The sequence below is a fragment of the Streptomyces sp. L500 genome (assembly GCF_054551825.1).
Genome location: NZ_JBTOLC010000043.1, coordinates 15239 through 31915, shown reverse-complemented (window position 1 = coordinate 31915; position 16677 = coordinate 15239). Strand labels below are relative to the sequence as shown.

The following is a 16677-nucleotide window of genomic DNA, read 5'->3' as shown; positions in this document are numbered from 1 at the left end:
CGTGGGCGCACTGCAGAGGTGACGGCGGCGAGGGGACGGGGCGTTGGCGGGGCAGCGGACGCTGGCCGGGCGGTACGAACTGGTGAGGTTCGTCGGCCGGGGCGGGATGGGCGAGGTATGGGAAGCCCGGGATCGAGTGATCGAGCGCCGGGTGGCCGTCAAACTCCTGCTGCACCGAGGGGGCGACGACCACGAGGCCGAGTTGTTCTTCCGTGAGGCCCGCACCGCCGGCGCGCTGCACCATCCGGGCGTGGTGACGGTGCACGACCTAGGCCAGGACCCGGTGGACGGGACGCTCTTCCTGGTGATGGAGTTCGTCCAGGGCCGGGATCTGGGCAGACGGCTGGCGGAGGACGGCATGCCGCCGGTGTCTGTGGCCGTGGAGTGGGCCGAGTCGGCGGCCGCCGCGCTGGCGGCCGCCCACGACGCGGGGGTCGTGCACCGGGACCTGAAGCCGTCCAACCTCATGCTGACCCCCGAGGGCCGGCTGGTCGTACTGGACTTCGGGATCGCCCGGTTCGTCGAGTCGAAGCGCAAGTCCAGCAAGGTCATGGGGACCTTCGCCTATATGGCTCCCGAGCGTTTCCGCGAGGAGCCCGGCGACGGGCGCAGCGACCTCTACGCGCTCGGCTGCGTCCTGTATGAACTGCTCACCGGTGACGTGCCCTTCCGGGCCGACGGGCCGCTCGCCATGATGAACGCCCACCTGAGCATGCCTCCCACCCGGCCCGGTGTCCGCCGCCAGGGTGTTCCACCCGAGCTCGACGCGCTCGTACTGGCCCTGCTCGCCAAGGACCCCCGTGACCGACCGGAGACCGCCCGCGAGGTCCGGCAGCGTCTGCGCGCCCTGCTCGCCGCGGGCCCGGCGGACACCGCCTCCGGGCGGGCCGGCCTGCCGACGCGGACGGCCCCCGTCCGGCCTCCCGTGGCGGCTCCGCCCCCGCCTGGCCCGATCGACCCGGCGCCGGCGGGCGGGGACGGCGGCCAGGACAGCGACAGGAGGACTTCGCGGCGGCGGTTCCTCTGGATCGCGGCCGGCGCCGTCGCCACGGCCGGCACGGGCGGTGGCATCGCCGCCGTGGCGTACCGGAACCGGAAGCAATGGCCGTTCCACGCGCCCGGCGTGCTGTACGGCGGGCCGACAGTGGCCGACGGGGTTGTGTACGTCGGCTCCGCCTCCGGCGACAACACCCTGTACGCGCTCGATGCCGCGACCTGCGCCAAGAAGTGGACGTTCGCCCCTGGTGGCGTCATGGCAGCTCCCGCGGTCGCCGCCGGGACGGTGTACGCAGCGAGCACGGACGGCAGCCTGTACGCGCTCGACGCGGCCACCGGCACGAGGAAGTGGACCTATACCGCGGGCGGCGCCCTCTCCACGTCGCCCTTCGTGGCCAATGGCGTCGTATACGTCAACAGCTGGGACTCCAAGGTCCACGCTGTGAACGCCGCCGACGGAACCCGCAAGTGGACCCACCCGTTCAACGGCCGCCGGTCGGCTCCTGTCGTCGCCGACGGGGTGGTGTACGTGGCCGGCATGATGCCGGGCATGGGCCTCCGTGCGCTCGACGCCGCCGACGGAACCGAGAAGTGGACCTACCGCACCACCGAGCTCGCGCATTTCGATTCGGCACCCTTCGTGGTCGACGGGGTGGTCTACATCGGCGATTCGGAGGGCCACTTCCACGCTCTCGACGCGGCCGGCGGCAGCAAGAAGTGGGACTCCCCCATCGACCGGGCCATATTCGCGTCCCCCGTCGTGGCCAACGGCGTGGCGTACGTGTACGGAGGGAACAACCGGCTCTACGCGATCAACACCGCGAACGGTGTCGAGAAGTGGACCGCCGCCACGGTCCCCACGAATGCCAACTCCTCGGCCCCCGCGGTGGCCGACGGAGTCGTGTACTTCGGCAGCGGCACGGACTTCTACGCGTTCAACGCCGTCACCGGGGCCAAGAAGTGGGGCATCACCAGCAAAGACGCCTCCTTCGCCGTACCCACGGTGGTTGGCGGGGTGGTCTACGTGGCCGGCGGTGGCGACCGGACCCTCTACGCCCTCGACGCCACCACCGGTGAAACCGCCGCTTGACGGTCGTCCCGTGTGTGCCATGGCCCGACACTTCCTGACCAGGTCGTTCAAGGGAACCTGGCGCCAACCCCCACGGATGCGGGGTCCACGCGGTTCGCGCAAGACCCCGTGGACCGCCCCTCCCCCGAGCGGGCGGTCCACAGCGGGGCTTGCGTGCCCCACAGGGACAACGAGTCGAATCCAACGTGAGTGGGCGGCAGGGCGATGGGAAAAATGTCGGGTCTGCATCAGAGGGCCCGGCGTGATGTGTCCCCAGAGAGGAACGACCGCATGGCCGACCGGATGGCCGTGACCGTCATACAGGAGGCCCACTCTGCCGAGCCGGCCTTCCGCGACCCGCACCCCCTGCCACGGGGCGACAACAGGGCCTGCGACTGCGGACAACCTTCAGCGTGCCCGCGTAGACATGGAAGAGGGCGAGGAGCCCCGCGACGATCCAGTAGGCGATGTTCATGGGTCCCGTTCATGGGTCATCGGTTCAGGGAGGTCCGTCGACTGCTTCAGTCGAGATCGGTGGCGGGCTCGGTCGCGTAGCGGCTCATCGCGTCGATATTGGCCTGGGGCGTCAACGGCCGGCCGTCGGCGAGCATCTCCTGGAGATCCCGGAAGTACTGCACGTACAGGTCGGGGGTGAAGACGCTGAGCATGACGGCGGGTCGGTCGGTCAGGTTGGCGAAGGTGTGCGGGGTACCGGGCGGAACCACCACGAGCGTGCCCGCGGTGGCGTCGTGGTCCTCGTCCCCGACGGTGAACCGCACGGTCCCGGAGAGGATGTAGAAGCCTTCGTCGTGCTGGGCATGGCGATGCTGCGGCGGCCCCTGGGTGTGCGGCGCGAGGACGGACTCGGTGATCGCGACGCGGTGCCCGGTGCGGCCGCCGTCCTCCAGGACGCGTATGCGCGTGGTGCCCAGAACGATCGTCTCGCCGTCGCCGGGCCCCATCACCGATACGGCGGGGTGGGCCTGCGGCGCGTTGGCCTGTACTTCTTCGGTCATGCTCACCAGTGCACCGCCGGGGGCCCGCCGGTGTCCAAGACCCATCCCGCAGCGCCGATACCCCCTGGGTATCGTTGCTGCGTGGAGCTACGGACCTTGCGCTATTTCGTTGCCGTCGCCGAGGAACTCCACTTCGGCCGGGCAGCCACCCGACTGCACATGAGTCAGCCGCCGCTGAGCCGGGCGATCAAACGGTTGGAGGCCGACGTCGGGGCCCTGCTGTTCACCCGCTCACCCACCGGCGTCACGCTCACCCCGGTGGGCGCGGTACTGCTCGACGAGGCGCGGGCCCTGCTCGACCATGCCGACCGCGTCCGTGTACGCGTGAGCGCGGCAGCCGGCGCCGCGACCATCACCGTCGGCATCCTGGGCGACAGCACCGACCCGGCGGTGTCCAGGCTGGCCGCCGCCTACCGCCGAACCCACCCCGGCATCGACATCCGCATCCGCGACACCGATCTGACCGACCCGACGTGCGGGCTGCGCACCGGGCTGGTCGACGTCGCCCTGACCCGGGCGCCGTTCGACGAGACCGCCCTGGCGGTGCGTGCGCTGCGAACCGATCCCGTCGGTGTGGTCCTGCGCGCCGACGATCCGCTGGCCCGCCGCGACCGGCTGCGGCTGGCCGAGCTGAGCGACCGCCCCTGGTTCCAGTTCCCGCGGGGCACCGATCCCATCTGGCAGTCGTACTGGAACGGCGGCACGCCACGCGAGGGCCCAGTGGTGCGCGCCGTCCAGGAATGCCTGCACGCCGTGCTGTGGAACGGCACGGTCGGCCTGGCCCCCCTCGGACACGACCTGCCCGCGGAGTTGGCCGTGGTGCCGCTGATCGACATGGTGCCGAGCCGAGTGGTGGCGGTGTGCAACGAAGGCGACACCAACCCGCTGATCCGATCCTTCATCGAGATCGCGGCAGCCGCCTACCGTCACTGAACGCCGACACCCGGTACCCACGGCTCGTGAACCAGGTGCGTTGCGGGGTCCGGCCGCAGCACGAAGGAGGGGTGCGCGAGGGGTGCCGAAGCCGCCGGCCTCTTTCGACAGCGGATGGCAATCGTGCGATCACGGTTGGCGGAAGGCGGCCCTGCCGGGCGCGGCCCGTCGCCACGGAGACCTCCGCGACGTCCCGGTCGACCACGTCCGCCAGGGCCGGGGGCCGGCTCGCCAGGGCCCGGTGCTTGTCGCGTCCCCACTCACACGCACCATTCCCGGGGGTCCGGCCGCTGCCCGGACCCGCTGAGCGGGCTGCTGGTCAAGAGCCCCGCGCGGCGACGGGGCAGGGCTCAGGCCGCGAACTCGGTGAGATCGATGCCGTGCACGACCAGGGGGAAGCCGTGCACCGGATGCGTCGTCTCGCGCTCCTGCGCCATGCCGAGCTTGTCGGCGATGTTCGCGGAGGCCCTGTCCCCCAGCCGGCTGATGCTGATGACACGCTCCAGCCCACGGTCCTGGAGCGCGAACTCCAGCGTCGCATGAGCAGCCTCGGACGCGTACCCCTGCCCCCAGAACTGGGCACCGAGCCGCCAGCCGATCGCCACGTCGGGCAGCACCTCCGGCAGGAACTCCGGCACGAACAGCCCAGTGAAGCCGATCAGCTCACCGGAACCCAGCAACTCGACGGCGAAAAGGCCGAAGCCCTCCTCGTCCCACTCCTCCTCCCAACGCTCGATCTCCTCGGCAGTGGTGTCAAGGTCGAGCGTCGAGCCATCGTCCACCCAGCGCATGACCCGCGGATCCGCGTTGATGTCCGCCATGAAGGTGAGGTCGTCGTCATGCCAGCGACGCAGGAGCAGACGGGGAGTGTGGATCTCAGTCATACGACCCATCCTGCGCGACACCGGGGCTTCGGTGGTAATCCGGCGGCGACGACCCCGGACCGGAGGAGAACCTCGTCCAGAGCAGGACGTCGGTATTTCCGGTCCGCCCCGACCCCGATCACGGACGGCGGCGGCTGGTAGGCATCACCGACACCGGCCGCAAGGCCTTCCGCGACCGTGCTCACGCAGCACGGTCCCCACTGACGGCGCGGCTGTCTCTCTGGTGCAGGCGCCTGATGCGGCTTGCCGGCATCATCCGGGCGATCGGGACGTGCGGTGCTGGACCGTCCGAGGGCTTAAGTCACATTTTCCGGCTCCCATAGCTGCGGTGATCCCAGCGCCCGCCCCTCGCCCGAAGCACCGTAAGGCGCCGTGGCTCATCGCCGCGACCGCGGCCTTGGGCGGCCTCGCGTACGACTTCACAGGGTTCGAGGACGCGGTTGACGAGGGGCTTCGAGAACGCCCGATGGCCTCCTCGGGGGCCATGTACGCCACTGAGGATCGCCCGGCGCCGTCGATTCCGCTCATCCAACCCGTCGGATACGCCTGGGGCCGAGTATCGAATGTGCTGGTCGCCAGCGCGACACCGTCGGCGGAAGACCCGAAATCGCATGCGATCTTCGCCCGGTCGTGCTGGGATCGACCCCCATGAATGATCATTCCCTCGATGAAGCCGACTTGGTGGACAGGATGGAGCGGAATCTGGCGGAACATGCCTGTCACCTGCATCGGAGCATGACGGGTGCGGCCGTCACAGAGACCGGTGACCTCCTGGTCGCCGACAGCGGCCTGGACGACGACACTTTCAACATCGTTGCCGCGGCCCGCTTCACCGCCACCAACGCTGCGGCACGTATTACCGAGACCGCTCGGACGCTGGCCCGCACCGGCCGCCGGTTCTCCTGGTGGGTGGGGCCCGCCTCGACACCACCGGATCTCACCATCCGCCTGACGGCGGCCGGTCTGCCGGCGTCCGAACGCGAGACGGCGATGTGGGCCGAGCTGGACGACACCCTGCCACTGCCCACCGTCCGAGGACTGGACATCCAGAGGGTGACCACGCCCGCACAGCTTGCCGACTACGCCACGGTTCTCGCCGCGAACTGGGACCCGCCCGCCGACACCGTCCGCCGCTTCTTCGCCCAGGCCGCCCCGCGGGCACTGGCAGCGCACTGCCCGGCCCGGTACCTGGTCGGCTACGTGGGGAGCCGTCCGGTCTGTTCGGCCGAAGTGTTCCATTACGCGGGGGTCGTCGGCATCTACAACATCTCCACCCTGGCCGCCCACCGCCGACGTGGCTACGGCGGTGCCATCACGCTCGCGGCACTCCGCCTCGCCCGCGACCGGGATCACCGCATCGCGGTCCTGCAGGCATCAGCCGACGGCGAGCCCGTCTACCGCCGCCTGGGGTTCCGTTCCTGTGGCCAATTCACCGAACACGCCATCAACCCCCGAACCGCCTGAACTCCGCCGGCCCTCGTCCCGTCTTTCCTGACAGTGCTGGTCACAGCCACTCGTCGACGGCCGCTACGAGGACGGTGGCCTCGTAGCGGACCGCGAACCCGTCATACCCCGTGGCCACGGCGCAACGCCTTCGGAGACGGCCGATACCGCACTCGACCGCGTGCCGAGCCTTGTGGTCCTCGGCCTCGAACCCTGACGGCCCGCCACCCCGCGAGCCGGACGGCAGCACGTATCAGTGGTCGGTGATGTACTCGCCGAAGACCACACCCGCCTCGGCGCCCGCCGCCCACGCCTGGACCCTGAACCTGCCGGCCGTCGAGCCCGCGATGAGGCACTGGGAGGTGGCGGCCACGCCGTCCGCGCCGCTGGTGGCCTCCGCGGTATCGGAGCCGTTCTCGAAGGAGGCGGCGTCATCCATGACCCTGAAGAAGACCTTCGCTTCCCCCACGGGCGCGCCGTGCGCGTCCCGCACCACGACGCTGAGCGGTGCGGCGAACTTCTCACCCGTCGCGGCGTGTTGCCCCGCGCCCGAGCGATACCCCAGGTGATCGGGTGACCCGACGGCTTCCTTGACCACGATCCCTTCGAACGGCGTGAAGACGTCTTCTTCCAGCCACTCGGCCGAGGCGTCCACCTGCCCGGGCTTCTCCGCCCGCAGCGGCGCGCTCTCGGCGACACCCATGTCGTCGCCGGCTTCCTGGACCGGCTTGATGTCGACCGTCCCGCCCCCGGCGAAGCGCGCTTGATCACCCTTGAGGACGAACTTGATGGTCGCCTTTCCGACTGGGGTTCCGTCGAGCTTGCCGGCCCGGACCCGGAGGGGGTGTTTGAACGAGCTGCCCGCCTCCGCCTCCTGCCCCTGCCCCGCCTTGGGGGTGAGCCGGAACTTCGAGATGTGGAACATCTCCGCGGTTCCTTCGAGCCCGACCCAGAGCTGGGAGTTCGTGTCCGTCGCGATCCCCGACGGCTTCGAGCCCTTTCCGGTGCCGATGCCGCCGGCTGTGTGCGTGGCACCCGGAAGAACGCAGTCCACCGCATCGGCCGAGGGCATGGTGAACCACAGCGAGCCGTCCGGCATCGCGAACAGCCGGTCGGGAACGGCGTCGGTGCGGACCGTCTGCTGGGACTTGCGGTCGAGGTCGTACTTGATGAGGTATGCGCCGTCGGTCGCCACCCACAGGACCCGCTCCTGGGCGGTCTCGGTGATGGCGAGATGTCCGGGTGCCGCGGTGCCGTCGAGGCGTACGGGGTTCTTGGAGAACTCGCCGCTCCTGGCGTCGAAAAGGACCACACAGCCCGAGCCGGGCGAGCTCAGCCAGTATTCCTGGGACGTCCTCTTCGCGACGGCGAGTCCCAGTAATGGGCTGCTGGGCCCGTCAGGCAGGGAAAACGCGTCGGACGTCTGGATGTCGCCGTCCGCGTCGATGAACGTCAGCGAAGACATGCCCGAGAGCGTCGCGACGATCCTTTCGGCACCTGTCGCGTCGGAGCCGATCGTCATGGCAGGGCATGCCGCCGCCGTGCCCCTCCCGCAGTTGTCGTAGCGGCCGTCACCGTCGCGGGTGAGCGTGCACTTGACCACGCAGCCCCGGTCCGATGCGAGCGCGTATGTCCAGACAGCCTGTTTCCAGGCCACGAGAACCTCCGCGCTCCTGCCCGGGTCCGGCGAGGGGAAAACCTTGTTCTCATGGGGTGTTTCGGTCGCGAAACGGCCGAACTGGGCATCCCCGGTAACGAACCATAACTGCTGGTCGTGCGGGTTCCAGGTGAGGGAAACGGGCTTGGCGGAGCCGGTCAGGGGATAGCGAGGACCGGTGGGTTCGTCGCCTGCTGTCGATGGCATCACTGGGCTCACCTTCTCCGGAGAGGTCACGACTCGTTCGCTTCGGCGCCCTTGCCCGGCTCGGGCCGCACGCGGAGGGAGATCGTGGTGGGAGACTCCGAGTCCCCATGGCCGACTTCCAGCACCACCCGGCCCTCCTCCCGGCCGGCCCGCAGCGCGGGCAGCGCGGCCCTGCCCAGGGCATCCGTGGTCAGGAGGGTTTCCGTCGTTCCATCGCTGAACGTCGTGCCGCTGTCGGAGACGACACGGCAGGTGAGCGGCACACCCGGGATGGGGAGGCCGTTGCTGACGTACTGGACCACGCCCGGCATGTCGGTGCGCCGTCCCGGCGCCGCCTCCGTCACCAGGTGGGACACGAGCCTGGTGTTCCCGAGGGCGCCTTCGGGGTCATCGGGAATCGGGTACTTCCCGATCGACATGTTGGTCGGGTTGGTGTACCAGACCCATTTTCCGTGCTTGTCCACGCACAGCCCCATGGCGTCGCCGCCGTTCGGCAGGGCCGGGCCCGGCAGCTCGGTCATGCTCTTGTCCGTACGGAAGCGTGAGATCCCATTGCTGCACGCCACCCAGAGGTTTCCGTCCGTGCCCAGCATCATTTGCCGAGGGCTCCCGCCTCCGGAGATATCCCGCTGCGTCCAGCTGCGGAGGGCCGTGTCGTAACGGCAGATCTGGTTCGGATTCTCGGCGCCTATCCATACCGCGTCACCTTTGGGGCTGGCGACGACGTGGACCGGCTTCTGACCGCTTCCTCCGGGGAGTGAAATGGGCGTGGGCTGACTGTCCTTGACCGGGTTGTACCTGAACAGACTGTTGGTTTTCCGCTCGAAGTTTCCCGTGGTGCTGACTTGTCCCGTCGCCCAATAGACGCACTCCTCGAGTGATGTCGCTTCCTTCGGTGCGGTGACGGCCACGGACCAGAGCCAGGTGTCGTAGACCGGGTTCTGCCGGGCGTCCGGAAACGGATACGTGCCGGGAGTGTCGGACTCGTCTGCCGGGTCGCAGTATCCGACCAGAGTGTGCACGGGCTCGGCGAACATGATCCAGTAGGCCCACACGGGAGTCGCTTCGGTGCCCGTATTGAGCAGGAGCCATGTGATGGTCTGAGCCCTGGCGTCATCGGCCAGTTTGAACTCGTTGAGTCGCTTGTGGTTGACGATGTCGTACTCGATGACGGGGTCGTAGTCCTGCTCATACGCGGGCGAGGCGAACCATACGACCTTCTTCCCGTCCGGCCGGTTCGGGTACGGGTCCGGAATGATCCCGGCGGAGAGCCAGCGGACGTCGTTGGTGACCGGAAGCTGATTGGCAAGACTTGTCGGATGCACCTGGACGAGCGTCTGATTGTGGGTCGTCACCCAGAGGTATCCGTCCGGTCCGACCGCGACGGAGTGCGGAGTAACGGTGCCGTTGAGGAGAGGGTATTCTTCTGGTGCGCCAGCATCCTGCATTCCGGACCACTCCTTCGATGTGCCACCCGAGAGCGAAGTGCCTTCCGGCCGAAATCGATCGGCATCGGATGCTATCGAGCCGACATCGATACCGGGCAAGCGACCGCCGGAAGATTGGCTTGAACAAGCGATGTAAAGTACCTTTTCAAGTATTTCTCAGGTAACTGGCATGCAATGGTGGCGAAATGATTCCCCTGCGCCTTTCCGGCCCTCTGTGCGGCACAGCCATGGAACGTGCGGCCGTGAATGCCGTGTCAGAGTGCGGCTCCGGGTACGCAAGGCCCCTGGGTGCAGCTGCACCACCACAGTGAACGGCTCGTCTCGACCGGCAGCCACTCGGTGACGATGTCGCGCCCCACGCCCGACGGGGATGAACTGTTCATCCGTTCGGGCGATGGAACTACGCCGCGCGAGTGAATCGCCGCGAAGGCGGCCCGTTCCGTGTGGCTTGGATGGCTCCGTGATCATCTCAGCGACCGCAGAGAAGCGGGCAGGAACCGCACGTGAGCTCGTCGACGCCGTACCGGTGCATCGGGCCTTCGCGGCTGTCGCGCTGCGACAACCGGGCGCGACCGCCCTGGTGGAGGAGTCCGGTCGGCGTTGGTCGTACCGTGAGTTGTCCTGCTGGGCGACCGTGATCGCGGCCCGGCTGCGTGAGGCGGGGGCGGGCCCGGGGCGGGCGGTCGCGTTGCGGCTGCCCCGTTCGGCGCGGCTGGTGGCCTCGCTACTGGCGGTCTTCGAGACCGGTGCGGCCGCCGTGGTGCTCGACCCGCGTACCCCCGCCGAACGGCTGGCGGCCGTCGAGGCCGACGCCGGTTGCACGGCGGTGGTCGTCCCGTCCGGTGAGCCCGCCGGGGAGGATCGCGTTCACGGCCCGGCGCCCGTCACGGTGGCGGCCCTGCCCGAAGCGGCCGGGGCGCCCCTGCTCGTGGCCGGCCCGGATGGTGAAGACGACAGGGTCGCCTGCGTGTTCTACACCTCGGGCTCGACCGGGCAACCGAAGGGAGTCCAGGTCACCCATCGCAACCTCGGGCGCTTCGCGGCGGATCCGTGCTGGGACGGCCCCGGCCACCGCGTCACGGCGCTGGTGTCCGCCCTGGGTTTCGACGCCCTGAGCTACGACCTGTGGGTGCCGCTGACTCGGGGCGGCACCGTGGTCGTTCCCGACGAGGACCGGGTGGACGCCCACCGGCTGGCCGGGCTGGTCGCCGCCCACGGCGTCACCGGAGTCTTCCTCACCACCGCTTGGTTCGGCCAGATCGCCGTGGACGCCCCGGGCACGCTGCGCGGGCTGCACACGGTGCTCACCGGCGGCGAAGCGGCCGACCCGCGGGCCTTCGCCCTGGTCCGCGCCGCCTGCCCGCAGGTGGTGCTCGGCCATGTCTACGGACCGACCGAATGCACCACGTTCACCACCCGCCACCTGCTGGCGCCCGGTGAACCGCTGCCCGGTGGCCGGGTACCGATCGGTACCGGTCTGCCCGGGGTGGAGGTGCGGCTGCTCGGCCCGGACCTGGCCGAGGTCGCCGACGGCGAGCCCGGCGAGGTGTACGTCGCGGGCGAACAGGTCGCGCTCGGGTACCTGAACCGGCCCGCGAGGACCGCCGAGCGCTTCGTCGCCGACCCCCACGGCCCGGCCGGTGCCCGTATGTACCGCACCGGCGACCTCGCCGTCAGAGGGCCGGGCGGGGCGCTGGAGTACCTGCGGCGCGACGACGACCAGGTCAAGATCCGGGGGCACCGCGTCGAGCCGGGCGAGGTGCGCGCCGCGCTGGCCGCGCTGCCCGGGGTGGCGCGGGCCGCGGTGGTGGTCCGGGACGGGCGGCTGGCCGGGTACGCGGTCCCCGAAGCCGGCCGCGCCGTCACCGCGGAGGAACTGCGCGCGGAGCTGGCCCGGGTGCTGCCCGAGTACATGGTGCCCTCGGTGGTGGTGCTGCTCGACGCGCTCCCGCTGACGGTGAACGGCAAGGTGGACCGGGCGGCGCTGCCCGCTCCCGCGGCCGTACGCGCCGGAGCGGGTGTGCCGCGCACGGCCGCCGAGAAGGCGCTGTGCACGGCGTTCGCGGAGCTGCTGGGCTTGGCGGCGGTCGGCACCGAGGACGACTTCTTCGTCCTCGGCGGAGACAGTATCGTCGCGATGCGGCTGGTCAGCCGGGTGCGCGGGGAGAACGTGGCGATCAGCTCGCAGGACGTGTTCCGCCTGCGTACCCCCGGTGCCCTGGCCGCCGCCGCTCAGGCGTCGGCCCCGTCGGCGGATCTGCTGCACCTGTCGGCCACCGGGCGGCTGGAGCTGCCGCCGATCGCGTTGTGGCTGCGGGAACAGGGCGAGGGAACGGACGAGTTCGTCCAGTCGGCGCTGGTGGAGACACCGCCCGGACTGGAACGACAGCAGTTGGTCGCCGGCCTGCAGACGGTGCTCGACCGGCACGACGCCCTGCGTACCCGGCTGCCCGACCCGTCCACGGAGGCCGTATGGCAGCCCGAGGTGCCGGCGCCGGGCGAGGTGGACGCGGCCCGACTGCTGGACACGGTGGACCTGCGGGAACTGCCCGATGCCCCTTCGGCGGCCGAGGTGCGAACGGAAGTCCTGCGCGTCATGCGGTCGTTGGACCCGCCCTCCGGGCATCTGCTGCGCGCGGTCTGGTGGGACCGGGGGCCGGGGCGGCCCGGGCGGCTGCTGCTGGCGGTGCATCACCTGGTGATCGACGGTGTGTCGTGGCAGGTGCTCCTGCCGGACCTGGCCAGGGCCGTCGAGGACCCTCGGGCGCTCGGTGCCTGGGGAGCGAGCACCGCCTACCGGCAATGGGTGCGGCGGCACAACGCGCGTGCCGCGAGCCCGCAGGTGCTGGCGACGCTGCCGCACTGGCGGGCCGCGAGCCTCCCGGCGCCCGCGCCCTGGCCCACCGGCGAGCCGCTGAACGCCGCGTTGGACACCATCGCCACCTCGCGGACGCTGGAGTCGGTGCTGCCGCCCGAGGTCGGACGGGCGCTGCTGACCCGCGCCCCGGCGTACTTCGGTGCCACCACGCAAGAGCTGCTGCTGACCGCGCTGGCCGTGGCCTCGGCCCGGCGCGGCGGCTCACGCACCCTGGTGCTGGACACCGAGGGGCACGGCCGCCACGCCACCGAAGCGGCCGGCGACGCCACCGACCCGGCCGACGACTTCTCCGGCACGGTCGGCGATGTCTCCGGCACGGTCGGCGACGTCTCCGGCACGGTCGGCTGGTTCACCTGTCTGTTCCCCCTCCGGCTGGAATGCCCCGAGCGGGCGGCCCGCACCGCGTCCGACCCCCGCGAGGAGGAAGCGGCACTGGCCGAGGCCGTACGAGCGATCAGCCGGCAGTGGCGGGAACTGCCCGCGGATCCTTCCTCCTACGGCTTGCTGCGCCACCTCCACCCGCAGGCCGCCGGGCTCCTCGCCTCGGCCCCGGCCCGGCCGCTGCTCTTCAACTACCTGGGCCGCTACGGCGCGCCGGGCCACAGCCCGTGGCCGTACGCCGCGGAGGCGCCCGTACTCGGTATCCACCGGGCCCCGCGACAGCCGCTGTCGCACCCGCTGGAGGTCAACGCGGTCATCGACGAACGCTCGGGCGAGCCCCTGCTCACGGCCGTCTGGCGCTGGTCGGCCCGACTGCTCGGCGCCGGGGACGTGGCGGGCCTGGCACGGGAGTGGGGGGAGGTGCTGGCCGCGTTCGCTCGCGCCTCGGCCACCGACCGGGGCGATCGGGCCGGGCGGCCGGCTCTGCCCGCGCAGCGCCAAGAGGAACAGTGGCCGTGCTCACCGCTGCAGGAGGGGCTGCTCTACCACGCCCACCGGGCGGACGGCGCACCCGACCCGTACCACGTCCAGACGGTGGTGGACCTGGAAGGGCCGGTGGACGCGGCGGTACTGCGCGCGGCGCTGGCCGCCCTCACCGCCCGGCACCCGGCGCTGCGGGCCGGCTTCCGGTGGAACTGCCGGGGGCAGGCGGTGCAGACCGTGCCCGGCGTGGTGGAGGTCCCGCTGCGGGAGGCCGGCCTGTCCCACCTACCGGGCCACGAGCGTGAGCCGGCCGCGGAGGAGGAAGCCCGCCGGGACCGGGACGAGCCGTTCGACCTGGCCTCGCCCCCGCTGCTGCGGGCGGTGCTGCTGCTCCTGGGCCCGGCACGCTCCCGGTTGTTGCTGAGCTACCACCACATCCTCATGGACGGCTGGTCGATGCAGGTCGCCCTGGCCGACCTGGCCGAGCTCTACGGCTCGGCCGCGTCCGGCGCGGCACCGCGTCCCGTCCCGCGACCGTCAGCGCTCGCCTATCTGCGCCACGTCGCCGCACAGGACACCGAGCTGGCCGGTAAGAAGTGGCAGGAGCTGCTGGCCGGCCTGGACGAGCCGACGCTGCTGACCTTTCCGGGTTCCGAGGAACCCGGCCGTCCCCGCACGGTGCTGCTGGAGTTGCCGGCCGGGCGCACGGCCGCGCTGCGGGCCCGGGCCCGCGAGCGGGCCCTGTCGCTCAACACCCTGATCCTGGGGGCGTGGGGGCTGGTGCTGGCGCAGCTGACCGGCCGCACCGACGTGGTCTTCGGCACCGTGGTGGCCGACCGCCCGCCCCACCTACCCGGGGTCGAGTCCATGGTCGGCCTGATGAACAACGCGGTGCCGGTACGGGTGGACACCGCCGCCCACGGCGACCGGAGCGAACTGCTGGCGGCCCTGCAGGAGCAACGGATGGCGATGATGCCGCACCAGCACCTCGGCCTGGCCGAGATCACCCGCTCCACGGGACTGCGCGAGCTGTTCGACACCGTCGCCGTGCTGGAGACCTACACCGACGCCTTCGCCACCCAGTGGGGCCCAGAGGTGCGGGTCACCGCCAGCCGGGTGGAGAACGGCACCCACTACCCACTGTGCCTGCTCCTCTCGCCAGGCGAGCGGATCACCGTACGCGTCCAGTACCAGCCCGGGCGGCTGACCGAGAACGGCGCCCGCGAGATCGGCACCCGCCTGGTGGAAGCGCTCGACGCCCTGGCAGCGGACCTGACCGCGCCCTGCGCGCGGCCCATCGGCGCCGTGCGCGCGGAAGCCGAGACCCCACTCGCGGAGCCGGCCCGGGAGCCGGCGGCCACGCCCGTGCTGGAGCGGTTCGCGGCACACGTACGTTCCACCCCGGAGCGAACAGCCGTCGTGGACACCGCCGGCGCCCTCGACTACCAGGGCCTCGACCTGTCCTCCGAACGGCTGGCCGAGGAACTCGCCGGACGAGGCGTGGGGCCCGAGGACGTAGTAGCCCTGTGCCTGCGCCGCGGACGGGAGGCGGTCGCGGCCATGCTGGCGGTCCTCAAGGCCGGTGCCGCCTACCTGTGGCTCGACCCCCGCCACCCCGCCCGGCGGGTGGCGCGACTGGCGGCCGAAGGCCGCCCCGCGCTGCTGCTGTGGCAGGCCGAGTTCGCCGACGCCCTGGCGCTCGTCCCGGACCGGACGCCCCGCATGCTGCTGGAACCGCACCACCTGGCCGCTGCTCCCCCGGCCGGCCCCGCCCGGGCCCGGCCGCCGCGCCTTCCCGGTCACCCCGCGTACGTCGTGCACACCTCCGGAACACAAGGCATGCCCAAGGCGGTGGTCATGCCCGGCGCCGCCCTGGACCGGCTGGTGGACTGGCACGAACGGCGCATGCCCGCCGAGCCGGGCGCCGTGACGGCCCAGTTCACCTCCATGGCGTTCGACGTCGCCACCCAGGAAGTCCTCACCGCCCTGTGTAGCGGGCGCACCCTGGCCGTACCCGACGCGGACACCCGCGCCGACGCCGCCGCGTGGACCGCGTGGCTGCGCGCCCACAAGGTGACCGAACTGTTCGCCCCCACCCCCGTCCTGGCCGCCCTGTGCGAATTCGCCGACGGCGAGCGGGAACCGCTGCCCGACCTGCGCCACCTCGTGCAGGCCGGCGAGGCGCTCGTGGTCGGTCCCCGGCTGCGCGCGCTGTGCGCCAAGGGCGGCAAGCGCCTGCACAACCACTACGGCCCGGCCGAGACCCACGTGGTGACCGCGGGCGAGATCCCCGGCGAGCCTGCCGACTGGCCCGCCCGGCCCGGCATCGGCCGCCCCGTGCCCGGCACCCGGGTGCTGCTGCTCGACGTGGGGCTGCGGCCGGTCCCCGACGGACTGGCCGGGGAGCTCTACCTGGCGGGAGACCAACTGGCCCGCGGCTACCTGGGCCGTCCCGGGCTGACCTCCGCGCGGTTCGTCGCCGACCCCTACGGCCCGCCCGGCTCACGGATGTACCGCACCGGCGACCTGGCCCGCCGGCTCCCGGACGGCGATCTCGAGTTCATCGGCCGCAACGACGACCAGGTGAAGATCCGCGGTCACCGGATCGAGCCGGACGAGGTACGCGCCGCCCTGGCGGCCCTGCCCGGCGTGGTCCAGGCAGCCGTGGTGGCCCGCCCGGACGGACGCGGCGGCAAGGAACTGACCGGCTACGCGGTAGGTGCCACCACCGCCGCGACGCCCCTGGACGGCACCGCGCTGCGCCAGGAACTCGCCCGTGTCCTGCCGGACTTCATGCTGCCATCCCGGATCGTGATGCTCGACCGGATGCCGCTGACCGTCAACGGCAAGCTCGACCGCCACGCCCTGCCCGAGCCACCACGCCGCCCGACCGCGACGCGCGAGCCGCGCACACCCGCCGAACGCGTGGTAACCGACGCGTTCGCCGAGGTGCTGGGCCTGGACCGAGTCGGCGCGGACGACGATTTCTTCGCCCTCGGCGGGCACTCCCTGCTCGCCGCCCGGCTGCTCCAGCGGCTGCGCGAGCGACTGAACCCGACGGCCACCCTCGCCCAGGTCATGCGGCGCGCGACCCCCGCCGCCCTGGCCGCGCTCCTCGCGCCGGCACCCGGCGAGGCCCCGGACGGCGCCGTCCCCGTGTCCGCGACCACCAGGACCTGAGCGGGGTCCCCGGCCGGCCGACGCGCCGGGGGCCCGGCCTTCGCCCGAACCACCGGCCTGCCGCCGAACGTTTCGCACCCGGCCGTCCCGCGTTCCCTCCAC

At 71.5% G+C, this 16677-nt stretch carries 8 protein-coding genes and 1 pseudogene; 4 read left to right on the top strand and 5 right to left on the bottom strand.

Features of this window, described 5'->3' with window-relative positions:
- The first annotated feature begins 43 nt into the window (after positions 1-43).
- A complete protein-coding gene (locus tag ACX9I7_RS27255) occupies positions 44-2086 on the top strand; it encodes an outer membrane protein assembly factor BamB family protein (RefSeq protein ID WP_459388823.1) in 2043 nt (680 codons plus the stop codon).
- Positions 2087-2456: 370 nt separating this feature from the next.
- Here ACX9I7_RS27255 and ACX9I7_RS27250 read toward each other — a convergent pair.
- Positions 2457-2540: pseudogene (locus ACX9I7_RS27250) on the bottom strand (DoxX family protein); the annotation flags it as partial.
- A 46-nt stretch (positions 2541-2586) separates the two neighbouring features.
- The gene (locus tag ACX9I7_RS27245; protein ID WP_459388822.1) at positions 2587-3081 is read right to left on the bottom strand and encodes a cupin domain-containing protein; all 495 of its coding nucleotides are present in this window, start codon (positions 3079-3081) and stop codon (positions 2587-2589) included.
- A gap of 81 nt (positions 3082-3162) precedes the next feature.
- Between ACX9I7_RS27245 and ACX9I7_RS27240 the strand changes: the two genes are divergently transcribed.
- Positions 3163-4014 (top strand): LysR family transcriptional regulator, encoded by an 852-nt coding sequence (locus tag ACX9I7_RS27240; RefSeq protein WP_459388821.1) that lies wholly within the window; start codon positions 3163-3165, stop codon positions 4012-4014.
- 350 nt (positions 4015-4364) lie between these two features.
- Here ACX9I7_RS27240 and ACX9I7_RS27235 read toward each other — a convergent pair whose 3' ends face one another.
- Positions 4365-4898 carry a GNAT family N-acetyltransferase gene (locus tag ACX9I7_RS27235; protein WP_459388820.1) on the bottom strand — a complete coding sequence of 178 codons (534 nt, stop codon included), beginning with the start codon at positions 4896-4898 and terminating at the stop codon, positions 4365-4367.
- Between the two features lie 690 nt (positions 4899-5588).
- On the opposite strand from ACX9I7_RS27235, the gene ACX9I7_RS27230 reads away from it, so the two are divergent.
- The gene (locus ACX9I7_RS27230) at positions 5589-6362 is read left to right on the top strand and encodes a GNAT family N-acetyltransferase (RefSeq protein WP_459388835.1); all 774 of its coding nucleotides are present in this window, start codon (positions 5589-5591) and stop codon (positions 6360-6362) included.
- A gap of 232 nt (positions 6363-6594) precedes the next feature.
- Here the strand turns inward: ACX9I7_RS27230 and ACX9I7_RS27225 are convergent, their stop codons facing one another.
- Entirely contained in the window at positions 6595-8205 is a 1611-nt protein-coding gene (locus ACX9I7_RS27225) for an NHL repeat-containing protein (RefSeq protein ID WP_459388819.1), read from the bottom strand.
- Between the two features lie 26 nt (positions 8206-8231).
- The gene (locus ACX9I7_RS27220) at positions 8232-9752 is read right to left on the bottom strand and encodes an NHL repeat-containing protein (protein ID WP_459388818.1); all 1521 of its coding nucleotides are present in this window, start codon (positions 9750-9752) and stop codon (positions 8232-8234) included.
- A 361-nt stretch (positions 9753-10113) separates the two neighbouring features.
- Here ACX9I7_RS27220 and ACX9I7_RS27215 point away from each other — a divergent pair, with 361 nt between their 5' ends.
- On the top strand, positions 10114-16575 hold the full coding sequence (locus ACX9I7_RS27215; RefSeq protein ID WP_459388817.1) for an amino acid adenylation domain-containing protein: 6462 nt from the start codon (positions 10114-10116) through the stop codon (positions 16573-16575).
- Positions 16576-16677 lie beyond the last annotated feature (102 nt).